Annotated in this window: 22 protein-coding genes; 7 read left to right on the forward strand and 15 right to left on the reverse strand. The window is 68.0% G+C overall.

Features of this window, described 5'->3' with window-relative positions; genetic code table 11:
• The first annotated feature begins 17 nt into the window (after positions 1 to 17).
• The 3 genes from G406_RS0121295 to G406_RS0121305 all read left to right on the forward strand — a co-directional run bounded on the left by G406_RS0121295 (position 18) and on the right by G406_RS0121305 (position 1,578).
• The gene (locus G406_RS0121295; protein ID WP_028935365.1) at positions 18 to 722 is read left to right on the forward strand and encodes a hypothetical protein; all 705 of its coding nucleotides are present in this window, start codon (positions 18 to 20) and stop codon (positions 720 to 722) included.
• A gap of 278 nt (positions 723 to 1,000) precedes the next feature.
• Positions 1,001 to 1,303, forward strand: coding sequence for a DUF6247 family protein (locus G406_RS0121300; protein ID WP_028935366.1), 303 nt, complete (start codon positions 1,001 to 1,003; stop codon positions 1,301 to 1,303).
• A gap of 23 nt (positions 1,304 to 1,326) precedes the next feature.
• Entirely contained in the window at positions 1,327 to 1,578 is a 252-nt protein-coding gene (locus tag G406_RS0121305; RefSeq protein WP_028935367.1) for a type II toxin-antitoxin system RelE family toxin, read from the forward strand.
• Positions 1,579 to 1,614: 36 nt separating this feature from the next.
• Here G406_RS0121305 and G406_RS48650 read toward each other — a convergent pair whose 3' ends face one another.
• The 3 genes from G406_RS48650 to bioB form a co-directional block, all read right to left on the reverse strand.
• Complete coding sequence (locus tag G406_RS48650) at positions 1,615 to 2,316, reverse strand: SAM-dependent methyltransferase (RefSeq protein WP_064742987.1); 702 nt, start codon at positions 2,314 to 2,316, stop codon at positions 1,615 to 1,617.
• 344 nt (positions 2,317 to 2,660) lie between these two features.
• Positions 2,661 to 3,830, reverse strand: a complete 1,170-nt coding sequence (locus tag G406_RS0121315; protein WP_028935368.1) for an 8-amino-7-oxononanoate synthase — start codon at positions 3,828 to 3,830, stop codon at positions 2,661 to 2,663.
• Between the two features lie 4 nt (positions 3,831 to 3,834).
• Positions 3,835 to 4,893 (reverse strand): biotin synthase BioB, encoded by a 1,059-nt coding sequence (gene bioB / locus G406_RS0121320; RefSeq protein ID WP_028935369.1) that lies wholly within the window; start codon positions 4,891 to 4,893, stop codon positions 3,835 to 3,837.
• A gap of 101 nt (positions 4,894 to 4,994) precedes the next feature.
• Between bioB and G406_RS0121325 the strand changes: the two genes are divergently transcribed.
• Entirely contained in the window at positions 4,995 to 5,558 is a 564-nt protein-coding gene (locus G406_RS0121325; RefSeq protein ID WP_028935370.1) for a TetR family transcriptional regulator, read from the forward strand.
• A gap of 25 nt (positions 5,559 to 5,583) precedes the next feature.
• Here the strand turns inward: G406_RS0121325 and G406_RS0121330 are convergent, their stop codons facing one another.
• Together G406_RS0121330 and G406_RS48655 are read right to left on the reverse strand one after the other, a co-directional pair.
• Entirely contained in the window at positions 5,584 to 6,777 is a 1,194-nt protein-coding gene (locus G406_RS0121330; protein ID WP_028935371.1) for a serine hydrolase domain-containing protein, read from the reverse strand.
• A 2-nt stretch (positions 6,778 to 6,779) separates the two neighbouring features.
• On the reverse strand, positions 6,780 to 8,000 hold the full coding sequence (locus G406_RS48655; RefSeq protein WP_051342464.1) for a cytochrome P450: 1,221 nt from the start codon (positions 7,998 to 8,000) through the stop codon (positions 6,780 to 6,782).
• A gap of 104 nt (positions 8,001 to 8,104) precedes the next feature.
• On the opposite strand from G406_RS48655, the gene G406_RS0121340 reads away from it, so the two are divergent.
• Positions 8,105 to 9,073 (forward strand): PDR/VanB family oxidoreductase, encoded by a 969-nt coding sequence (locus G406_RS0121340; protein ID WP_028935372.1) that lies wholly within the window; start codon positions 8,105 to 8,107, stop codon positions 9,071 to 9,073.
• Between the two features lie 16 nt (positions 9,074 to 9,089).
• The gene (locus G406_RS54350) at positions 9,090 to 9,815 is read left to right on the forward strand and encodes a TetR/AcrR family transcriptional regulator (RefSeq protein ID WP_084216275.1); all 726 of its coding nucleotides are present in this window, start codon (positions 9,090 to 9,092) and stop codon (positions 9,813 to 9,815) included.
• Positions 9,816 to 9,824: 9 nt separating this feature from the next.
• Here the strand turns inward: G406_RS54350 and G406_RS0121350 are convergent, their stop codons facing one another.
• Genes G406_RS0121350 through G406_RS0121395 form a run of 10 tightly spaced genes read right to left on the reverse strand, consistent with a single transcriptional unit; the run spans position 9,825 to position 20,874 of the window.
• A complete protein-coding gene (locus G406_RS0121350; RefSeq protein WP_169736759.1) occupies positions 9,825 to 11,129 on the reverse strand; it encodes an MlaD family protein in 1,305 nt (434 codons plus the stop codon).
• On the reverse strand, positions 11,126 to 12,445 hold the full coding sequence (locus G406_RS48665; protein WP_064742988.1) for an MlaD family protein: 1,320 nt from the start codon (positions 12,443 to 12,445) through the stop codon (positions 11,126 to 11,128). The genes G406_RS0121350 and G406_RS48665 overlap by 4 nt, the downstream gene beginning before the upstream one ends.
• Positions 12,442 to 13,854, reverse strand: a complete 1,413-nt coding sequence (locus G406_RS48670) for an MlaD family protein (RefSeq protein ID WP_051342466.1) — start codon at positions 13,852 to 13,854, stop codon at positions 12,442 to 12,444. The genes G406_RS48665 and G406_RS48670 overlap by 4 nt, the downstream gene beginning before the upstream one ends.
• 2 nt (positions 13,855 to 13,856) lie before the next feature.
• The gene (locus G406_RS0121365; protein WP_028935374.1) at positions 13,857 to 15,122 is read right to left on the reverse strand and encodes an MlaD family protein; all 1,266 of its coding nucleotides are present in this window, start codon (positions 15,120 to 15,122) and stop codon (positions 13,857 to 13,859) included.
• Entirely contained in the window at positions 15,122 to 16,531 is a 1,410-nt protein-coding gene (locus G406_RS0121370) for an MlaD family protein (RefSeq protein WP_084216277.1), read from the reverse strand. The genes G406_RS0121365 and G406_RS0121370 overlap by 1 nt, the downstream gene beginning before the upstream one ends.
• On the reverse strand, positions 16,528 to 17,757 hold the full coding sequence (locus tag G406_RS0121375) for an MlaD family protein (RefSeq protein WP_051342467.1): 1,230 nt from the start codon (positions 17,755 to 17,757) through the stop codon (positions 16,528 to 16,530). The genes G406_RS0121370 and G406_RS0121375 overlap by 4 nt, the downstream gene beginning before the upstream one ends.
• A 25-nt stretch (positions 17,758 to 17,782) precedes the next feature.
• Positions 17,783 to 18,613, reverse strand: a complete 831-nt coding sequence (locus tag G406_RS0121380) for an ABC transporter permease (RefSeq protein WP_084216278.1) — start codon at positions 18,611 to 18,613, stop codon at positions 17,783 to 17,785.
• Between the two features lie 14 nt (positions 18,614 to 18,627).
• Positions 18,628 to 19,419: an MlaE family ABC transporter permease gene (locus tag G406_RS48675; protein ID WP_084216279.1), complete on the reverse strand. Its 792-nt coding sequence runs from the start codon at positions 19,417 to 19,419 to the stop codon at positions 18,628 to 18,630.
• A gap of 47 nt (positions 19,420 to 19,466) precedes the next feature.
• Entirely contained in the window at positions 19,467 to 19,874 is a 408-nt protein-coding gene (locus G406_RS0121390; RefSeq protein WP_028935378.1) for a RidA family protein, read from the reverse strand.
• 10 nt (positions 19,875 to 19,884) lie between these two features.
• The gene (locus G406_RS0121395; protein WP_051342468.1) at positions 19,885 to 20,874 is read right to left on the reverse strand and encodes an aromatic ring-hydroxylating oxygenase subunit alpha; all 990 of its coding nucleotides are present in this window, start codon (positions 20,872 to 20,874) and stop codon (positions 19,885 to 19,887) included.
• A 1,040-nt stretch (positions 20,875 to 21,914) separates the two neighbouring features.
• Between G406_RS0121395 and G406_RS48680 the strand changes: the two genes are divergently transcribed.
• On the forward strand, positions 21,915 to 22,946 hold a 1,032-nt coding region (locus G406_RS48680; RefSeq protein ID WP_037077768.1), incomplete at its 3' end, for a hypothetical protein.

The following is a 22,946-nucleotide window of genomic DNA, read 5'->3' on the forward strand; positions in this document are numbered from 1 at the left end:
AACGATGCGGTAGACGAATGATCGATGCGCTAGAGGAAAAGCTATCTGAGTTGGCTTCGCTGTGGCGCTCAGCCCGTCACCGCGGCGACCCAGCCGAGGAACTGACCTTGCGTCGCGAATACCACGCCACCTTAAAAGATCTTTGGGACCGTGGATGGCGCGGCGAAGAGATGTATGTCGACATGGAACTCCCCGACGAATTCATGCCTGACTACTACCTTCAGTACAACAACCAGCAAGATTTACAGCAGTGGGAGCAGCGAAGGCGTAGCTACGAGGAGGAAGGCACGGCATCGCCGGTTCCGCTCGAGGAGGCACCGAGGACCGTAGGTGCCAGACAGGTAGTAGACACCCCACCTCTGCACCTGGTGCTGCTGCCGATAGAGGTCTACTCCACCGGGGCGCTGGTGAGGGTGCGGGTCCAGCACACCGAACTTCCCGACCAGCTACGCGATCAGCCCGAGCGAGTCTGGATCCCGTCCCCAGACGGGCAGGGCCACGCGTTGCAGATCCTCGTAGGCGAAGGCCTCAGAGGGCATGCACTGAGCGTCGTGAGCGGATACAACCACGGGCCCAGCCGCTGGGACGTGGAGTTCTGGCTACCCAAGAAAGACTGGAGCGCCGCTCCGACTGCCTGGCTGATCTGGCCTGTGACCAGCCTTCGCCTTCCACTGGAGCTCTCGACCCACGATCTGGAAGCAGCTGCCGGGCTGTCGGACTGACAGCGAAGACTCCATCGAGAGCAGAGGAACGACCGGCGCCGAGACTCAAGCTAGCTATGTCACCAGGGCGTATGCGGCGTTGCGCTCGAGATTTCCCCGCGCCATTCGACGAACGGCCAGCGGGTGCCCCCATCAACTATCGGCCGCGGTCCGCGAGGTGCTGCTCTTGGGTTCCGCGCAGACCAGCTTGTACTGAGCTTTACCGCGCCCCGGATTCCGCTCAGCGCGTCGCGGTGCGCGCCCGCGCACACCGAGCGCACGGGAGGGATACTCAGACGATGGCGACGGTAACCAGCGCGGCGATCGAGCTGTCCGGCCCCGCGATCCGCGCGGCCCTCGCCCGCCACTCCCCCACCGACGTGCACCGGTTCGAAACCGAGCTGCGGGACGCGCTCGCTCGCGCCGCCGAGGACCTCGACCTCGACAAGCCCCAGACGGTCCTGGCCCGCTGGCACGCCCTGGCCACCATGGCGGCTAACCCGCTCACCAACGAGGAACAAGCCCAACTGGACCAGGCGAAGTCCGGCGACTTCACCGGGTTAGCCACGCGCGACGAGAACGGCAACTGGACCACCCTGTAACCGCCGGCCCGCGACGCCCACGGATGCCCAGATACCGCCTGCTCTGGCTGCAGCACGCACAACAGCAGTACCGCGACCTTCCCGAAGCCTTTCGCGCTCTCGTCGATCGGCGTCTTGAGCAGCTCCTGGAAAACCCGACCGCCGCCCCGGACGCGGTCTACAACGAACGCTCCGACCAGTGGAGCGTCCCGCTGACCAACCACGGCTTCCTGTTCTACGCCGTCGTCCACCACCCCAGCACCGTGATCGTCCTGCGGCTGATCAGCTTCAACTAGACCAGCCGCAAGGAGTCGACGAGCATCAGCTCAGTGCTAGGGCGAACCGTCAGGTTCTGCTCGGACGGGCGGTCCGAGCAGAACTGTGTTCAACAAACGGTCGATTATTGAACACGCGCCCGCCTCGACGGCGGCACGGGATTCGCCAGGCGCGGTCGGACTGCGGAACAGGTCCAATCGAAACCGCGGCCCATTTGCTTCGATGTCGTGCTCCAGCCCTATGTTCGCCTTGAGGTGATCATGGACTTCGTCGCCGGTCAGCGGACAGGTCTTACTCTCGAAACGACCATGGACCGCCAGCAGCACTCCCCCTGGCGCCAGTTCTCGTTTCAGCCCCTCGAGCGTGGCGCTCAGGAGTTCCTCGTCGAAGTAGTAGAGCACTTCGGAACAGACGACCAGATCGAATGGACCCGCCGGAATGTCTTCCGGAAGGCTCCCACGACGCACATCGACGTGCGAGAACGGCGCCAGACGCCGGCGAGCGCGCCGGATCGCCAGCGCGGACGCATCGATCGCGACAAGATCGTCACAGGAGTGGGCGAGCAGCGCGGTGAGAACCCCTATCGAGCAACCCACGTCAAGAGCCCGGGTGAACCGACGGCCGCCGAGCGCCTCCAGCGTCCGCGCGTACTTGTCCCTCTCGTAAGGATCCGTCTCGTAGTCCCAGGGATCCTTGTGGCGAGCGTAAAGGTACTCGAAGTACGCCCGGTACACCCGAGGGAATATCTTCTGCGTCATCTCAGGCACTCTTCATTAGCGTCGGATTGATTCACATGCGGAAACTTTCCGGCGAAATGATCATACTGGCGGAAATATCGCACATCTCGCAGAATACTGGAGCTAGGTACGCACTTAACACGATCAACGTAAAGTTGAAAGGTTACGTTAAAGGCATCCTGAGTATAACCTGAGTTTACATTTTCGATTCCCCAGCTTGCCACCGTCAGCAAATGCCAGCCAAATACAATAATTGCTCTGGGGAATTATTAGCTCGCACTGGAGGCCGCTATGGCTCGCGCGGCGCCCGCCAGGTGATGCCGGCTCCGGGCTCTATCCGGCCTCGGTGAAGCGCCAGCGGAGGCCTACCGAGAGCCCGCGCGGTGAAGAACGGACCCGTCCGGCAGAGGGCGATCGGTGACAACGCGGGCCAGTGCCTCGAGGGCGAACGTCCAGCAGCCGTCGGTGACACCGGCTCGGGTGGTGATCCGGAGCCGGGACACACCGTCGGGCACCGACGGTGGCCGGAAGCAGCCGACCCGTACGCCCGCCGCGTGTACAGCGGCCTGTGCGAGAACGGCGTCGCGCGCGGACGGCATCGGTACCGAGAGCAACGCGCCCTCGGTGGCGGGCACGCCGAGTGCATCGGCGAGCTCGTGGTTGCGACGGTGGATCAGCAGCGGCAGGTCGGGCTGCTCGCGTAGACATCGCAGGGCGGCCAGCGCGCCGGCCGCGGACGCCGGCGCCAGACCGGTGTCGAAGATGAACGGCCGGGCACGGTTGGTCAGGTGGTCGATCAGCGCGGCCGAACCGAGGACGACACCGCCCATGGAGCCGAACGCCTTCGACAGCGTCGCCGTCGTCACCACGTTCGGGCTGTCCGCCAGGCCGAGCGCGTGCACCAGGCCCCGCCCGCCGGAGCCGACGACACCCAGCGCGTGGGCTTCGTCGACGACCAGCAGCGCATCGTGCTCGACGCAGACCTCGGCCAGTTCGGCGAGCGGTGCGACGTCACCCAGCACCGAGAACACCGACTCGGTGAGCACGATCGCCCGGCGGCCACGCGCCGCCGCCAGCGCGGCGGCGACCTTGGCGACATCGTTGTGCCCGACCACCTGGATGTCCGCCCGGGACAGCCGCGCGCCGTCGATCAGCGACGCGTGCACGTGACTGTCCGACACGATCAGCGACTGTCGGTCCGCCAGGACCGTCACCGCGGACAGGTTGGCGTGATAGCCGGTCGAGAACACCAGCGCGGCCTCGTGGCCGGTGAACCGGGCGAGCTCGTGTTCCAGCGTGGTGTGCAGCGTGGTCGTACCGGTCACCAGCCGGGACGCGCAGGCTCCCGCCCCCCAGGTCAGGGCGGCGTCGGCGGCCGCCCGCCGCACCTCGGGGTGGTTGCTCAACCCCAGGTAGTCGTTGTTGGCCAGGTCGATGATGTCCTCGTCGGCCTGGCGCGGTCGCAGCACACGCTGCACATCGGCGTGCTCCCGCGCGACCCGCTGTGCGGCGAACCACTGTTCCCAGCTGGTCATCGGGTCAGGCGTTGGGCAGGAGGTCGGTGCCCGCCCCCCGGTACCGAATCTCAGAGCGTTCGAGGCCACGCGCCTGGTCGGCCTCGGAGCCCAGGACCACGAACCCGTTGTCCCGGATCATCGCCAGGTCCGACTCGGCGTCCTGGCCCTCCGTGGTGAGGTAGTCGCCGAGGAACAGCGAGTTGGCGATCTGCAGTGCGATCGGCTGTAGGGACCGCAGGTGCAGCTCGCGGCCGCCGGCGATCCGCACCTCCCGGTCGGGGCAGACGATCCGGGCGGCGGCCAGGATCTTGACGCAGCGGGTCGGCGAGAGCTCCCAGGTGTCGCCCAGCGGCGTTCCGTCGACCGGGATCAGGAAGTTGACCGGAATCGAGTCCGACCCCAGATCGCGCAGTGCGAACAGCGCCTCGACCAGCTGTTCGTCGGATTCGCCCAGCCCCGCGATCAGACCTGAGCACGGCGACAGGCCGGCGCTCTTCGCTTTGCCGACGGTGTCCACCCGGTCGGCGTAGGTGTGGGTCTGGACGATCGCGGCGTGGTTGCTCTCGGCGGTGTTGATGTTGTGGTTGTAGGCGTCGACGCCGGCGTCCTTGAGCTGCTGCGCCTGGCCATCCTTCAGCAGGCCGAGGCAGGCGCAGACCTCGACGCCCGGGTACTGCTGCTTGAGCGTCCCCACCATGTCGGTGACCTTGTCGATGTCGCGGCTCGACGGGCCGCGACCGGAGGCGACCAGACATACCCGGCTGGCGCCGCCCTTGAGCCCCGCGCCGGCCTGGGCGAGTGCCTCGTCGGTGGACAGCCACGAGTACTTCAGGATCGGGGCGCTGGAGCCGAGCGCCTGCGAGCAGTAGTTGCAGTTCTCCTGGCACAGGCCCGACTTGAGGTTGACCAGGTAGTTCACCTTGACCGTGTTGCCGAAGTACGCCCAGCGCAGCCGTGCGGCGGCGGCCACGACGGACATCAGCTCATCGTCGGGGGCGCGCAGGACCGCGAGTGCGTCGTCCTGGGTCGCCGGGTTCCCGGCGAGGATCGCATCGGCAAGCTGCTGAAAGGCGGTGCTCATCGTTCTCCCTTGTGGCCCGGCGACCTGAACGCAGTTCACCTTAACATCGTTCAGGTGAACTGCGTTCAGGTTAGACTGGCCGGTGAACGGAAGGAGCCGGTGTGCGCCACCATCGCGGCGACGTCATCGCCCGCGCGATCACGGTCCTCGACGAGTACGGCCTGGAGTCGCTGACCATGCGCAGGCTCGCCGCCGAACTCGGTGTGCAGGCCAGCGCGTTGTATCACCACGTGCCGAACAAGCAGACCCTGCTGGCCGCTGTCGCCGACGAGATCCTGGCCCGGGGCAGGCGGCCGCGCCGTGCCCGAGCATGGGACCACCGCGTCATCGAGCTGTGTACCGAGCTCAGGGACGCGATGCTGGCCTACCGGGACGGGGCCGAGGTCGTCGTCACCGCCTACACCTTCGGCCTCGGCGCGGGCAGTCTCGCGCCCGACCTCCGACAAGCCCTCCACGACGGCGGACTACCCGAGGACCTCGTCGACCTCGGCGCCCGCGCACTGCTGCACCTCGTGTTCGGCCACACCATGGAAGAACAGACCGCGCTGCAAGCCGCCAGCGCCGGAGCGATCGACCGGGCCCCCGGCGGACCGACCGACTTCCCCCAGGGACTCGAGCTGCTCCTCGACGGACTGAGGTCCAGGTCCAGGACACAGTCCCGCTGACGAGGTGACAGGCACGGAGCGTCAGTCAGGCCCTCGGTGACGCGTCGTCCATAGGGAAGGTGTGGACCAGGGTCTCGAAGCGGTCGAACAGGTCGAGCACCTCGGTATCGCCGAACGGCAGGAGCTGGGTGAAGAGCACCCCGGTGTCGCGGCGGTCCCAGTCCACCCAGAAGTAGGTGTTGGCCAGGCCGGCCCAGAACAGGCTTCCGGCGGAGCGACCGGCCGAGGTGGGTTCGGCGTTGAGCATGCCGAGCAGGCTCCACTTCTTCGTCACTCCGGGGAGGAACTCGACGTCGGCCGACGTTCCCGGGTCGGCGCTCGTGAACCGGCCGATTGTCAGCCCACCGATCTGGTTGCCCGCCGCCTCCGCGAGGGTGTCCGACCGGAGGATGCGGACCCCGTCCAGCGCGCCGCCGCCCAGCAGCATCCGCAGGAACGCCAGGAAGTCCCCCGGTGTGCCGTACATTCCGCCACCGGACATCTGGAACTCGGGCTCCTGGGTGATCTCGAAATCGATGCCGACCGGCCCGTCCTCGGTGCGGGCGAACATGGTCGCGAGGCGTCGACGGCGGTCCTCGGTGAGCAGGAAACCCGTGTCGTGCATGCCCAACGGGTCGAGGACGTGGCCTCGCAGGTACTGCTCGATGGACAGCCCGGAGACCGCCTCGATCGCCTTGCCGACCCAGTCGGTGTTCGTCCCGTAGTTCCAGCGCGTGCCCGGGTCGAACAGCAGCGGGGTGGTCAGCGTCGCCTCACGGCACTCGATGATGTTCGGCAGTCCCGCGTGCTGCTGGTAGCGCCCCACCTCGGCGTTCCAGAAGTGGTAGCCGTAGCCGGCGGTGTGTGCGAGCAGGTGGCGCAGGGTGATGTGCGACCGTGCCCGCCGCAGGACCGGCCGCCCGTCGCCGGAGAACCCCTCCAGCACCGCCGGCTCACGCAGCGCGGGCAGAACCCTTCCGACCGGCTCATCCAGCTCGAGGTCGCCGCGTTCGACGAGCTGGAGTGCCGCGACCGAGACGATGATCTTGGTCATCGACGCGATCCAGGCGACCGTGTCACAGGCCCACGGCTGGCCGGGCGCGCGGTCCCCGCTCACCGCGCGACAGAGGATGCCGCTGTCGTCGGCGGCCATCGCCGCCACCCCGGGGACCGCCCCGGACGACACCGCTCGGCGGAGCAACCGGTCGATGTCGATCTCATTCGTCGAGGTCGAGGGCATGGCTAGGCCAGCACCATCGGGAGTTCCCGCAACGAACGCGAGGTGAAGTCCAGCTTGTACCGGGGCGGACCGTCGAGCAGCACCGTCGCCTCCGGGAACCGCCCGAGGAACCGGGTGAGCATGACCCGGCCCTCCAGGCGCGCGAGCGGGGCGCCGAGGCAGTAGTGGCTGCCGCTGCCGAAGGCCAGATGTCGGCTGTTGACCCTGCGGATGTCGAATCTGTCGGGCTCGGGGAACTTGCGCGGATCGCGGTTGGCGGCCGCGTTGCACAGGAACACGAGCCGGCCGGGCCCGATCGTCCGATCGCCGAGCTCGACCTCGCCGACGGTTTTGCGGATCAGGACCCGAAGTGACGGCTCCAGGCGAAGGATCTCCTCGAGGGCCTGTTCCATCAGCTCGGGGTGGGCTGTCAGCTCGGCGCGCTGCTCCGGATTCTCCGACAGCAGGACCATGGCGTTGCCCAGCAGATCGGTCGTCGTGGCGTTGCCCGCGCCGAGCAGCACCATCACCATGCACACGAGCTCTTCGGAGGTCAGCGAGTCGTCCACGTCCTGGGCGTTCTGCAACAGGGTCAGCAGATCGTTCGGCTGCGTCCCGGTGGCGGCGCGTCGGCGCCGGATGTGTCCGTCCAGGTAGTCGATCATCTCGGAGCCGGTGTGCAGCGCCTGGACCCGGTCCTCGCCCTGGACCGTGAACATCAACGAGTCGATCAGCGCCTGGGTCCAGCGCCGGAAGTGGACGTGGTCCTCGGGTGGGATGCCGATCATCGTCGCGATGACCTGCACCGGCAGTTTCTCCGCTATCTCGCCGACGAAGTCGACCTCCTGGCCCGCGTCGAACTCGTCGAGGATCTCGTCGGCCGCGGTGACCAGGACATCGGACATCACGTTGATGGCGTCCGGGGTGAACGCATGGCGCACGAGGTTGCGCAGCCTCGTGTGCTTCGGCGCGTCGAGGAAGAGCAGAAAGTTCTTGAAGTGCTCGACGTAGCGGACCTGCCGGTCGTCGGAACTGTCGTGGATCGCGGCGGGTGATTCCCAGAACGTGTCGTTGGAGAACGAGTCCCTGCTGCGGTACACCTTCTCCACATCGGCGTGGCGGGTGACGAGAACCATGTTCCGTTCGTCGTCGACGTGCACCCCGCCGTCGCTCTCCCGCAGTTTCGCATAGGTCTCATGGACATTGTCCTGGGGCGCATGCAACAGCTCCGCAAAGAGGTCCATAACCGCCACTCCTTCAGTTCTGCAGCACGCCGCACGCCCGAGCAGAACGGCTCCGTATCTCGTCTCCTGTTTACAGATTAGAGTAAAGACTCTAGACTAGCTACATGTCAAGTACGGCCACCCAAAATGATCCCGACCTCGCGCTCCCGATCGACGTCGTGGTCCGACGGAAGCGGCGCATCGCCTCCCGGGTCGTGGCCATTGACCTCGAGCCGTCCTCGGCCCGGTTCCCCGACTGGACACCTGGTGCACATATCGACGTCCGCACTCCGGTGGGATGGCGCTCCTACTCGCTGTGCGGCTCGGTAGACGAACCGGTATGGCGTATCGCGGTTCTCCGCGAGGAATCCGGCCGGGGCGGATCGGCCTGGGTCCATGACCACCTGGAAGCAGGGATGACGCTGTCCGTGCGCACCGCGCGGAATCTGTTTCCGGTCATCGAATCAAAGCGTTATCTGTTCATCGCGGGCGGAATCGGAATCACTCCGCTGCTGCCGATGCTGACCGAGGTCGACGCGGCCGGGGCGCAGTGGAGCTTGACGTACGGGGCGAGCTGCCGCGGCGCGATGGCGTTCCTCGACGAGCTCGCCGAGTACGGGGGCCGGGTCCGGCTCTGGCCGCTGGACAGCCATGGCCTGCTCCCCCTCGACTCGCTGCTACCGCCTCATACCGACGACCCGACCGCGGTCTACTGCTGCGGCCCCGAAGGGCTCATCTCGGCCGTCGAGCAGCGCTGCCAGGACCTGCCTCGGGTGGACCTGCGCATCGAGCGGTTCACCGCGCGGACCAGCGACGACACCGAGAACGGCGCGTTCGACGTGGTGCTGGCGCGCAGTGGGCGACGGCTCACCGTGGGGCCGGACGACACGATCCTCGACGTGGTCGAGGACGCCGGGATCATGACGGCCTGGTCCTGCCGGGTTGGGGTGTGCGGCACCTGCGAGACCCGGGTGCTCAGCGGGACACCTCAGCACCGCGACGAGGTGCTGTACCCGGAGGAGCGCGAGGCGAACGACCGCATGATGACCTGTGTCTCACGAGCGGAGACGGATGAGCTGACTCTCGACCTCTGACCCTTATAATTCGCCTATGCACGCTTCGCCGAGTTCAGCGACGAGCTCTACGGCCGACGGCCGAGCTGACCGGCGGCCCTCCCGCCAAGATCCCAAACGCCGCAAGTACACCAACCGCGACAGAATTCTCGAGGCCTCTCTCGAGCTGTTCAACACGCACGGCTTCTCCTCGGTGACCACGAACCTGATCGCCGAACATCTGGGCATCAGCCCGGGCAATCTCTACTATCATTTCCGTAACAAGGAAGAGATCGTAGACACGATCTATCTCGATATGGTCGCGAGCGCCAAAACCGGGTCCGAACTCCCCATGGAGGGAAAACTCACTCCGGAACGAATGGCCGCCTACTACACCGGCGCCATGGAAGTCCTCTGGAAGTACCGGTCGATAATCGGTGACACCCAGGAGATTCTTCGGCGCGGCTCGATGGCCAGCGAGCACCAAGCGTTCATGCGCTGGTCGACAGGCCGGTTAAGGGAACTGTTCGACATTCTGTCGAACCAGGGAGAGCTCGATTCGCGCGCGCACTCCCCGGAGGCGCTGGACATGGTGGCGACGAACACCGCGATGCTGCTGACCAACTGGTGGCGTTACCTGAACACCGCTCATCCCCCGTCGGACATCACGGTCGAATCGGTGCGGTCGGGTGCGGCCCACGGATTCCATCTGATCGACCCCTACCTCGACCCGGAGTTCGCGGCCGAGGTCCGCGCGGCGATCGCGAACACCCCGAGGCAGTGATCCGCGCGGTCAACCTCCGTCGCGCTCGATTCGCGGGTAGCCACCGGAGAACGGCCTCAGGTCGTTCAGCGAACCGGGCGCCGGGTAGGGGTTGGTCACCCCGAGCAGTGCGGGGAACTTGACCGGGTTCGGTTTCACCGTGCCGGCGGTGAACGTGGGGCGGAACGGAAGGTAGGCGGCGCCGTCGTCGCCGTGGTGGTGGATGGCCGCGCCGAAGTTGCTGAACATCTGCGCGATGTCCGGCCCGTACGGCTTCAGGTACCGCAGCATCGGGTTGACATCGCGCAGCAGCTCCCCGGTGGGTGGCATGAACTCCCGCGCGCGGTCGCCGAAGTCGGGCACCCTGTCCAGCGTGCCCGGTGCCTCGTCGAGAACCGAGTGCAGGTCCGGCAGCAGACCGCGTAGCCGCGAGCTCGTCGCCGGTAGCCGGTCCAGCGAGTCGTTCAGGTCCGGCGCCGAGACCCGGAGTGCGCCGGCTATCGGCTCGAGGGAGCGGGACATGCGGGAGATTCCGCCACTGGCGACCGTTGCACTGTCCAGCACCGCGGGTAGCTTCGCCACGGCCGCCTCGACCGCGTCGCGTTGGCCGGCCGTCGCCGCGCCGAGCCTGTTCGTACTGGACACCAGCCGCGCGATCTGACCTCGCCCGACGTCGAGCGACTCGAAGACCTGCTGTAGCTGCTGGGAGATCAGTGTCAGGTCGGTCGACTGGGCGGCGATCGCGTCGAGCGCGGTGTCGCCGCTCGCGCCGATCGCGGCGAGCCCGTCGGCGAGTGCGCTGATGTCCCGCTGGCGTCCGTCGGTGGCCAGCGCCATCGAACGGATCGCGCCGCCCATCGCGTCTCTCGTCGGCTTGTCCAGGCCGGCCAGGACGTCACGCAGCCGCACCTGCGGTGTCACCGAGGCGGGCGGCAGCGCCACCCCGTCAGGAAGGGCCTCGCCCGTGCCGTCCACCAGTGTCACCACCGGCTGACCGGCCAGCGACTTCTCGCCGATCTGGACGGTCACACCGGCATGCAGCGGTGTCACCATCTCGTCGAGGTTCAGGACGACCCGGATGCCGCGCCCCGGAATCCGGTCCAGCGCGGCGACCTTGCCGACCGGGACACCGGCCGACGCGACGTCGGAGTAGGTGACCAGGTTGCCGACGTCGTCGACGTCGAACGACGCGGTGTATCCGCCGCTCCGGTCGAACCAGGGCAGCGCCCCGCCGGCCTGGGCGTAGAGATAACCGGAATAGCCGAGACACGCGGCGACGAACACCACCAGCGTCGCCGTTCGCCACCCCGGGCCGAAGATTCCGTGCTCGTTCAACGCTGACACACCCCGCTGCCGATCTCCGGGTACGGCCCGATGGGGCTGCCACCCTGCTGGTAGGTGTTCTGGGACCGATAGTTCGGCTCGCGCACGCCCTCCGGGTTGTTCGTGGTGACCGTGGCGAGGCCTCGGCCCCAGCCGCCGTTGGGATCCGACACCGAGAGCAGCGAGTTGGAGTTGTAGACGAACGCGCTCAGGTCGTACATCCACGGTGCGATCTTCGAGGTCGCGTCGTCGAGGCACGCGCTGACCGGACGCAGGTCGTCCAGCGAACCGTGCAGGTCCGAGGTGATCGGGCGCAGGTCCGACACCAACGGCCGGGCCTTGTCGACGACCGCGCGGGCCGCACCGACGGTGTCGCGCAACGGGCCGATCGCGTCGGTCAGCGTGGCGAGCGCACCGGGCAGACGGTCGGAGGCGGCTTCGACGTCATCCAGTGCCGGGTTCAGCTGGGCAGCCAGGCGTGAGGTGCCGTCCAACGCCCTGCGCACCTCGTTCGTGGTCGCCGGAAGCTGGGCGAGCGTGTCCCCCAGCTCACCGTCCCGCGCGGAGAGGACACCGAGGACCTGCTGGGTGGAGTCCACGAGGTTCCTCAGCCGTTCGTCGTCACCACCGAGCGCCGCCGACAGCTCGGACAGTGCGCCGACCAGGTCGCGGATGTGTTCGCTGCGCGTCTGGAGCCGCTCGACGACCGGGCGCAGCGTCAGCATCGAGGTGTCCGCGGCCGCGAGACCGGCCGGCACCGTGCTCGGGGCGTTGACCAGCGCGTCGTCGGACTCGGCGAGAAGCTGGGTGAGAGCCGCCCTGTTCCGGTCGTCGAACTTGTTCAGCACCTCGTCGAGCTGGACCGGGCGCGAGGTCTGCGTCACCGGCAACACGCCGCCGTCGGGCAGCGGATGCCCCGGCGGCCCGCCCGGGTTGAGCGTGACGTACATCTGGTTGAGCGGGTTGACCGGGCGCAGCACCGCGCGGGCGTTGTCGTAGACCGGGTGTCCCGGTTCGATCGCCAGCGTCACGATCGAGGTGTTGTGGTCGGTCGGCTCGCTGGCCACGATCTGGCCGACCTCGACACCGGCGATGCGCACCTCCTGGGAGTTGCGCGGACTCACCGCGATCGCGTCGGCGACCTCGATCCGGACCGTGGATCGCTGCTGCCACGGCAGGATGCCGCCGGTCTGGGACAGGATCAGCGCTCCGGTGACCGAACCGATGATCGCCAGTGCGATCAGCACCGTGACGTCACGGCCCAGTCCGGGCACCGTGCGCAGCCGCTGCCAGCGCTGATGCAGCGTTCTGCCTCTGGTGGCGCTCATCGCCGGGGTCCTTTGCTCGGATCGATCACCGGTGGCCGTAGGCCGAGGTCCGGCACCGGGACTCCCTCGGGGAGCGTCGGACCGAGCGGGGCGGGCGGTGTCCGGTGCGGCGGGCCGTACATCTCGGTCAGGTAGTCCTGCGCGCGTTGCGCGGCCGGGCCGGTGCCCGACACCGAGGTCGTGCCGGCCCCCGGTTGGAAGCCGAGCATGTGTGAGGTCGCGTCCTGATGGCGCAGCGCACCGGTCAGGTGACTGAAGGCGTAGCCGAGCTCTTCGTAGAAGATCGCGCCGTCACCGCCGCCCGGGTACTTGGGCGCGCTGCCCCGCCACCGGTCGTTCACCGCGCCCAGGATCGGGCCGCTGACCCGGTCCAGCACCGGTCCGCGCAGGTTCGTCAGCACGTCGGTGCCGGCCTCGGCGGTCGGTGCCAGCTCGTCGATCAGCGGTTCGGCGTCCTCCAGCAGCGGACGCAGATCGGCGAGCACCGGTCGCAGCTGCGCCAGTGCCGGGTCCAGCTCGGCGAGCAGCGGGTCGAGCCGTCGGGCGATCGGGCGCGCGTCACCGGCCACGTCGCTGAGCTTGTCGAGCGTGCCGGACAGGTCGTCCATGCCGACGCGGGTGGTGCTGAGGACATCGGGGAGCGTGGCGATCGTGCGGTCGATCGGCGCGGCGTTGTCGCCGAGCACCCGCGCGGTGTCCGCGAGCGAGTCCACCACCGCCCGCAGCTGGCCGGGGTGGGCGGACAGCACCGTTGCGGTCCGGTTCAGGTCGGTCACCATCGTGGCCAGGTCGGTGTCGGTGTTGATCCCGCGCAGCGCGTCCGCCACCGCGCCCGCCGGCCGCAACGTGTCGGGTGCGTCGGCCGCCAGCCGGTTCAGCTCGGCGCCCGCACCGGCTCGTAGCGTGCTGTCCAGCCGCTCGGTCGTGCGCTGCAGACCGTCCTGCGCCTCCGGCGGTACCGCGGCGAGCAGCCGGTCCAGCTCGACCGGCAGTGTGGTGCGCCGGACCGGGATGGTGTCCGAGGCGGCCCGTCCGGTGGCTCCGCCGGGGTAGAGCTGGACGAAGTAGTTGCCGCCGAGCAGCGTGGTCGGGCGGATCGTCGCGGTGGGTTCGGTGCCCAGCAGGTCGCGCGTGCCGAAGTGCAGCGTCAGCGTCATACGGATCGGGCCGTCGGCCGGTTGCTCGACGTCGGACACGACACCGACCTCGCTGCCGGCGATCTTCACCGTCGTCTCGGCCGGCTTGATCTTGTAGTCACGCGCCAGCTCGACGGTGAGCGTCTCGCCGGGGGTCAGCGCGGTGATGATCGCCGACTTCTCGAACAGTGGCACCACGACCAGCGCGACCGCCGCGAGCACGACCAGCCAGCACAGCACCGGCCGTCGGCTGAGGATCTCTGGGGTTCGCATCACTACCTCCCGGATGCGGGAACGAGGCCGCCGTCGGGATCCCGGTCCCGGGTCGCCTGGCCGGGGGCCGGGTACGGGTTTCGGCTGTCCGCGATCACGTCGCCCAGTACGGACGAGGAGGTGGGCGGGAGCGGCAGGATCCGCAGCCGGTACTCCCACCCGTCGTGGCTACTGACCAGCGAGCCCAGGTCGGTGAACATCGTGCCGATGTCCAGTGCGTACGGCTGGATCGTCCGCAGCGGCGGCGCGGCCGAGGACAGCCCGTCGCCGAGCCGTGCGGTGAACGGCCGTGCGTCGCGCACGGTGTGGGTCAGGTCGGCAAGGGCGGGCTCGGCGACATCGGCGACATCGGGGACCTGGCGCAGCGGCGGGACGGCGTCACGCAGCACCGCGCGCACGTCCGGCGTCGCCTGGCCGAGCGATCGTGCGCCGGAACGGAGCTCGCCGGTGGCCACTACCAGGTCGGCCAGTGGCCGGTGGGCGTCGTCCATCGCGCCGCGCAGCGCGCGCACCGCGGTCGGCAGCTTCGCCGTGGCCGCGCCGAGCGGTGCTCCGCCCTCGGTCGACAATGCGCGCAACGTCCGGTCGGTGTGGTCGAGCAGCTCGGTGATCTCCCGTTCGTGCCCGGCGAACCGTCCGGAGAGCCGGGCGCCGGTGCTGAGCAGGCCGGGCAGATCGGTGCGCGGCGACGCGGCGGTGGTGCTGATCGTGCCCACCGAGGTGAGGTCGGACGGTGCGGTGGCCAGGAAGTCGTGCAGTCCCGGCCCGTGGCCCGCGAGCCCGCCGACCTGGCGCAGCATGCTTCCCAGTGCCGCGCGGGTCGGTGCGTCGAACACGTCGAGCAGCTCCACGACGTCGTGGGTCGACTCGGTCTGACCGGCCGGCAACACGGCGTCGCCCAACGGGCCGCTCGCGGGATTCCCCGCGCGCAGCTCCACCAGCTTCTGCGCCAGCGCGGACTGGTCGCCGATCAACGCGCGCCCGTCCCGGTACATCCGGATGCCGTCGTGCAGCTCCATCGTCACGAGTGCCGTGCCGCCGCTCGCGCGGATGGCGGTGACCCGGCCCGCGACCACACCGTTCTGCCGCACGTCCGAGCCCACCTGCAGCTGGCCGACGTTGCGGAACTCGGCGTGGACGGTGGTCACCGGTGTTCCGGGCAACCGGCCCTGGTTGGCGGTCAGCGCGAGGTGGCCGACCACCAGCAGCACCGCGACCGACGCCAGACCGGTGAGCACCCGGCCGTCCGATCCCTTCAGCCGTGCCATCAGCCGCCGCCCAGCAACGAGTCGAACATGTCGTGCTCCTGTTTCGGGGTCAGCCCGTTCCGGCCGGGTGCGGTGTGGCTGCTGTTGTCCTTGCCGTCCGGGTTGGGCAGCGGCGCGAGGAACGGCAGCGGCGCGGTACCCGGATAGCCGCTCTTGCCGTTCGCGTCCGGTCCGACCGGGTTCACCGGCTGAGCACCCACCGCCGGCAGCGCACCGAGGCCGGACCGGGCGAGCGAGGACGGCGTCGCCACGACCGCCGCGCGGAAGTAGTGCGTCAGACCGTCGTGGCCGCTGGTCGCCATCGCCCAGTCGCCCATACCGGTAAGCAGGTTCTCCAGCTGGCTCGGCACACCCGGCCGATGGGTCAGCACCTGCCGGCCCAGCGTGTCGACCGCGCTACCCACGGTCCGCAGGTCCGCCGAGGCCGGTCCGAGCTCGCGCACGACCGGACGAGCCTCGTCGAGCAGGTGGTTCAGCCGGTCCAGCACATCCGGCATCGCCGACAGTGCCGGGCCCGCCGCGGCGGCGAACCGCTCGAGCTCGGAGCTGGTCGCGTCCAGGTTGCTGGTCAACGGGCGCAGGTCGGCGAGCATGTCGCTCGTCCGCACCGAGGTGTCGGCGAGCTCGGACAGTGCCCGACGCGAGCTGGCGAGGGTGGTGGGCAGCTCGGTCAGCGCGTCGTTCACCGCGGCTCGGTTGGCCGCGACGACGCCGAGCGTGCGGGTCGCGCTGTCGACCAGCGAGTCCATCGGTCCGGCGGCGGCCCGCGCGTTCGCCCGCACCGAGACGATGAAGTCGTCGAGCACGGCGTTCTGCTGGTCGAGCAGGCTGGACAGCTGGTCAGTCTGGCGCAGCGCCGGGGCGAGCCCGGCGAGTGCCCGCGCGACCGTGTCGCCCTGGCCGGCGATCCCCTCGCCGAGGGTGGACACGGTGGCGACCAGCGCTGTCGATGTGGGGTCGTCAAGGGTGTTCAGCAGCTGATCGAGGTCGACCGAAGAACTCGTCCCGCTGATCGGGATGGTCAGCGGAGCCGAGAGTGCGGGCGCGGTGTCCGACCCCTGGGTGAGGGCGATGAACCGCTCGCCGAGCAGGCTGACCGGCTGGATGGTCGCGGTGGCGTCGGTGTGCAGCGGAAGCACCGAACGATCCAGTGACATCCGGACCTGAGCGTGGCCGTCGACCAGGGTGATCGAGCTGATCGTGCCGACCGCCACGCCGTGGAGCTGCACGTTGTTGCCCGGCACGAGCGGGCTCGAATCCGCGAAGACCGCGGTCACCGTGAGCCGTGACGAGTCGTTCAGCCAGGCCGTCGTCGCCCAGGCGGCCGTCACCAGTACCAGCGCGCCGATCACCGCCCGCAGCCACCACATTCGCTTCGATCTGACCGGGATCGTTGTCACGGCGTTCATCGGGGCCCCGTTCCGTACGCGTCGGTCCAGGGCTGCTCGACGAGTCCGCCCGGCGCTATCGACGACGAGACGGTGAGGCCCGGGGTGCTGGCGTTGGGGCTCGAGCTGAACGCGGTCGGCCCGCCGACCACGAGTGGCCGGACGAAGTGGCCCTGCGAGTCGTACGCCGAGTAGATGTTTCCCCAGTTGGAGATGAAGCCCATGGCCTCGGGTGTGTACGGCCGCAGGAACGCCACGGCGGGCGCCGCGCCCTCCACCACCGCGCGCAGCTGAGGCAGGGTGTCGCGAGCGGTGTCCAGCAGGTCCGGTGCCCTGTCCAGTAGCCGATCGGCGGCCACCAGGGTCGGTCCGAGCCGCTGGACGGTCGGCTGTAGGTCGTTCATCACCGGGCGCAGATTCCCGGCGACACCGGGCAGCCGAGCCGCCGAGGGTGCCAGGTCGTCCAGGAGTGGGACCGTGACGTCGGCCGTGGACGGAACCTTGTCCAGCATGTTCCTGGTCGCGTCGAGGGTGGCGGGCAGCTGCGCGAGACCGGCGCCGAGTTCTCTCTGATGCACCGCCGCGGTGCTGGTCAGCTGGTCGAGGTCAGTCACCGTCGAGGACAGTCCCGCCTTGCGCTGCGCCAGCACCTCGGTGACCTGACGCAGCGAGGTCAGCACCGTCCTGATCGCGGCGCCGTCTGTGCCGGTGGCGTTGAGCACGGCGCCCAGCGCCTGCACCGAGGGACCCGCCGCCGCCAGTGTGCGGTTGAGATCGGGTTCGTGTCCCGCCAGGTTCGCGTCCAGCTGGCGCAGGAACGAGCTCAGATGCGCCCTGGTCGGTGCGTCCAGCGCTTCGACGATGTCCTCGACGACGACCTGTCTCGGCCCGGACTGGATCATCGCGCCGCTCGGCAGCACGACGTTGCCGGGCGGACCCGGCCGCAGCTGCAGGTACCGCTCCCCCAGCACCGACCGCCACTCCACGGTGACGGTCGTACCGGCGTGCAGCGGCTCGGCCAGTCCGCCGAGCTCCAGCTCCACCATGGCTTTGTTCTCGCGCGCGGTGATGCGCGCGACCTGGCCCACGTCGAAGCCGTTGACCTGCACCGGAGTGCCCACGACCACACCGATGGCGTTGGGCAGCACCACGGTGAGATGTTCGGTGGAGCGCGCCGCGTACAGCAGGTAACCGGCGATGAGCGCGGCACTCGCGAGCGCAACGGCGATCCCACGTTTCGCAATCACGAATCCTCCGGGGAGCGGATGAGTCCTAGTTCGCCACCGGGGCGTTGGGGAAGCCGCCCCAGAAGGCCTGTTGGGCCAGCAGTCCCAGGACGCTGACCAGCACCATGTTCACGACCATGGATTTCGCGGTGTTGCGGCCGACGCCGACCGGTCCGCCGCGCGCGGTGTAGCCGTAGTAGCAGCCGACCAGCACGATCAGCGAGCCGACGACGACCATCCAGAGCATCGAGAAGAGCAGGTCGAGCGGGCTCTGGAAGGCCCACAGGATCGTGAAGAAACCGCCGGCCGACACGGTCTTCAGCACGTGCACGAGCATCAGCCAGGAGGAGAAGTACAGGACCGCGAGGCCCACGACGTAGAGGAACGGCATGGCGATCAACGCGGCGAGGAAACGCGTGGCGACCAGGTAGGGCTTGGACTCGATGCCCATGACCTCGAGCGCGTCGATCTCGTCGGAGATGCGCGCGGAGCCGATCTCGGCGACCAGCCCGCAGCCCACCTTCGCGGACAGGATCCAGCCCCACATCTCCGGCGCGCAGGTGCGCAGCCCGCCCAGCGCGGGGAAGACACCCACGTAGCCGGCGGCACCGAACTGCCGGGTGACGTAATGGCCCTCGACCGAGATGACCGCGCCGATCATGAACTCCATGAACCAGATGATCAGCCCGCTGGACAGGATCAGAATCCCGGTCTGCCGGAACACCTCGCTGGCGTATTTCCTGGTCCGTGGCACAGCCAGGACGACCACACCGAAGAACCGGAGCATCCCGAAGAGAACCACCAGCTTCTCGACGAGCACCCGTCGTACGGAATCCCGAACCTCGTGCTGTACCCGGACGCGTTCGCGGACCGCCATGGTTCACCGTCCTCTCAGCGGACCGTCTGCATCTCGGGATAGAGCCCGAGCGCGATGAGGTTGATGAGCAGATCCACAACGAAGACCAGGGCGAAAGAGATCACCACGGCCTGGTTGACCGCTCGGCCCACCCCGGCGGCGCCGCCGGACGCGGTGAGCCCGAGATAGGAACACACGACGCCGATGACAAAACCGATGATCGTGCTCTTGAGGAACGCCACCACGATCTCGACCACGGTCAGGTTGGCGTAGACCGTGGCGAGGTACTCACCGGCCGGAACGTCGCCGTAGGTCACCGAGCTGACGAGTGCGCACTGCACCCCGATGAACACCGAGACACACATGATGAGCGGGGTCAGCAAGGTCATCGACACGATTCGGGGCACGACCAGCTCACGTACCCCGTCGACCCCGAGAACGGCGAGCGCGTCGAGCTCCTCACGCACCTTGCGGGCACCGAGGTCGGCGCACATCGCGGCACCGACGATCCCGGCGACGACCATGGAGTTGATCCAGGGCGTGAACTCCCGGACGTTGCCGACGAAGAAGTACTGGCCGTAGCGGTTGTTGGCGCCCAGCAACGTGGTGAAGTTCAGCGCCAGGATTCCGACCATCAGCCCGAAGGAGAACACCGCGAGGGTGATCGGGAACCACGAGACCCGTAACGTCTCGTACATTTCGTCGCGGACGGAACGCCAGTATCCGGTCACGTCGCGCACCATGAAATACAGGACGCGGGCGCCGAGCTGGACGATTCCGCCGAGCATGTCGAGCGGGCTGTACACAGCGCGCGGTAACAGGATCATGTGTTGCTCACGTTCATGTCGTGGAGCAGTGGTGGGAGCGCGAAGTACTAGTCGAGAATCGCTTCGGCTTCGATCTCGATGAGCCAGCCGGGCAGGGCCAGCGCCTGCACGCCGAGCAGGGTGCTCGCCGCCTTGGGGAACTCGTCGCCGAAGACCTCGGCGCCGGCCCGGTAGATGTCCTCGACCAGCTCGGGGCGGTGGTCGACGACGTTGATGGAGTAGCGGGTGATGTCGTGGCCGGTGCCGCCAACGGCCTCGACGGCGCATCTGATGTTCAGCCAGGCCTGCCGGGCCTGGGCGGCGTAGTCGCCCTCCCCCACCAGGTTGCCGTCCACATCGATGGCGACCTGGCCCGCGATGCGCACGTGCCGGGTTCCCCGAGCGAGGACGACCTGGGAGTAGAGGTCCATGATGGGCGGGGCCAGCGTGGCCGGGTTGATTCGTTCGACAGCCATGACCGGTGCCTCAGCGGATGAACGCGGCCGAGGGATGGGCGCGGGGATAGCGCCGTACGTATTCGAAGAACCTGGCCAGTACCCGGTCACTTCTGGTCAGGTTTCTCGGCAGGTAGTGAATTCCTTCGAAGACCGGCATGTCCTGGCTGGCGATGTGCATCTCGACGCCCAGTGCATAGTCGAGGAACTTGTCGGTGTCCTCGGCGCTCTCGCCGTCCAGCGGCTGGGCGGCGATGATGTAGTAGACCTTGGTCTGGCCTGGATTCGGTATGCCGAACGGCGTCGACCAGCCGAACCACCGGCCGTCCATCTCGCCGTGCTGGAAGAAGTAGTTCGTTCCGTAGATGCCCGCATGCACGTCCCACATCTGTCCGGTCGGCAGCTTCGCCTGGACCGGGAAGGTCATCGAGTGGTCGGTCCACTCCACGTGCTGGTACGGATCATTGACCATCTCGAAGTCGTGCAGCAGCGTGATGTGCGCCAGGTCCGGGGTATTGGCCGAGATGACCCACGGGTCGATGGACAGCACCCAGTCCAACGCACCCGCCTTGAAGACCAGACTGTCGTCCGCGACCGGGTACCTCGGCAGCTCGTACAGCGGCGTCTCCCCGTTGAACGCGAAGATGATGCCGTACATCTCCTGGGTCGGGAACCGGAACAGCTTCGCGTCCCTCGGCACCCGGTCGCCGGCACCGGTGGCGACACAGGAACCCCGGCTGTCGTACTCCCAGAAGTGGAACGGGCACTGAACCCTGTCCCCGACTCGCTTGCCGACCGAGAGATCCACGCCGAGGTGCGCACAGAAAGCGCTGAGCACCGACGCAACACCCTCGTCGTCCCGAACCACGATCACCCGGCCATCGAGGAAATCGGTGCCGCGGATTGCGTCGGCCGCCACCTCGGATGACAGACAGACCGGGAACCACTGCTGGGAGAACACGCCGCCGTCACCTTCGTTCGGCACGTCCTGGCGGCGCGTGCGCGTGTCCTTGGTCGGCATATCAGGAGTTGTCGTCACCCCGTGTTCCCTTCCTCGATGGCCGAAGAACGCCGCCGGCCGTGGATCTAGAGTATATGCTCTAGTTTGCTCGTCGCGTCAAGCACCCGCCCGATCTGATGACGCACCTGGGCGCCGTGCCCGAAGAAGGTGGTGGTTCTCGGTCCGAGTGATGTCGAAGCGCCGCGGGTCGCGGAACTGCGTGGCGTCCCGGCCGCGGCCACCGCAGCGGAACGTGTGGCCACGTGGCCGCCGGTTGGAGTGGAGTCGAGGTACCGGCCACCTGAGTCGATGGTCCCGCGCGGCCACGATGGCCACCGCGACGATGGGCGCAACCCGGTCGCCCACGGCCGCATCGAAACAAAGACGGCGACTGATTGTTCGCGACCGTCACAGACTCCTCTGAGTGCACCGGAGGAACGCATTCCGAGCAGCGCACCGATGAGTCGCGGAATCGTGATCGCCGTTCCCACTGAATCGGCCGCGCACACCGTCGAGCTGCCATTTACGGCAAGGGAGGAGACCCTCCTGGCCGAGTCTCCGGCAGCATCGAAAACTGAGAATCTTCACCCTCTCAAGATCGTTTCTGAAGCACAGAGTAAGCCGGTCCGCCGCTAGCTCCAGCTCGCCCGAACTCTAGGTTTGAGCAGCTCAGGGCACGTGCAGGGCGCCGAGTGTCCCCGCAGCCAGAGTAGGCCATTCGAGTGAAATGTTAAGGTTTTCATCAGCTGAGACTGGACGCGCCCGACCGCCAGATATAGCTTTCCCGGCGAGTGACATGCGAAGTACTTGTATCTCGCTCTTACCCACCGGCTCCTCGGAGCCGCGCCGTACTACGTGGAGTATTCGCGCCGTCGGTGAATATGTGGGTCGCCCGCGTGAGTTGAACCGTGGGTCGGCTGGATTCCTCTTGTGGTCGGTGCGCTCATCGCACCGGATTCTCTCGCTTCCCTGTTTCCCTCCCGGCCCGCTGGCCTGGGAGTTCATGACTTCCTCTCGAATCTGGAGCTCTTCTGATGGCTACCCGTGGATCGGCCGATGTGATGAGGCGCTCGCGCGTCTCGTCACGCGGGCCGTTGTCGCGGGTGTTGCTGTGGGGCGCGCTTCGGGTTCTGCTCAACTGCGGCGCGATCGTGGGTGGCGCCGCGCTGCTGTGGTTGGCCGCCGGGATGTTCTCCAGCGCCTCCGCCCCGCTGCCGGTCAACGTCAGCACCGGGCAGGTGTTGCGAGTCGCCGAGAGCGCCCCGATGAAGGGCGGCTCCGGCGGCGGCAAGGGCGGCGGCAGCGGTAAGAGCGGCGGCAGCGGAAAGTCGAGCGGAAAGTCCGGCGGTGGAAAGTCCGGCGGGTCGAAGAAGTCTTCCGCCAAGAAGAGCGAGAGCAAGAAGTCGAAATCGACATCGAAGTCGGGCTCGGCGAAAAAGAGTGAGAAGAAGTCTTCTTCGGAGAAGACCTCGAAGCCGTCCAGGAAGGCCGGTACCGCCACCCGGCACGAGTCCCGGTCCGACACCGGGTCCTTGCGTGGCCGCTCGGTGACCACCCAGCTGGCCGCGGCCAAGAAGGCCGTCAAGGACGAGGTGGCCAAGGCCGGCGACTCCGCCGGCAGGAAGACCGCCACCAAGGTGGCCGCGGCGCGGAAGGCGGCCAAGGACAGGGTGGCCACCGCGTTGGCCACGGCCACGAAGTCGGCCGACAAGAAGGTCGCCGACAGGCTGGCCGCCGCGCGGAAGACCATCAAGAGTCAACTCGCCGCCGCCGAGCGGAAGATCGCGGCCGCGAAGGTCCCCACCAAGCCTGAGCGCCCCAGGACACTGCCCGCGATCGTGAAGCCGAGGCCCGGGCTCACCACGCCCGAGCGCCCGCACACGCTCCCGCGGATCGTGAAGCCGGGACTCACGAAGCCTGAGCGCCCGCACACCCTGCCCGCGATCGTGAAGCCGGGGACAGCGGGAGACATCACCGCCGTTGACGACGCCATCCGCAAGGCCGTCACCGAGAAGATCACCAAGGCTCTGTCGGACAAAAAGGTCCCCGCGGACACCAGGAAGATCCTCGACTCGGTACTGAAGAACCTGCCC

This window comes from Actinospineispora spinosispora DSM 44797 (assembly GCF_000429025.1).
Taxonomy (GTDB): Bacteria; Actinomycetota; Actinomycetes; order Mycobacteriales; family Pseudonocardiaceae; genus Pseudonocardia; species Pseudonocardia spinosispora.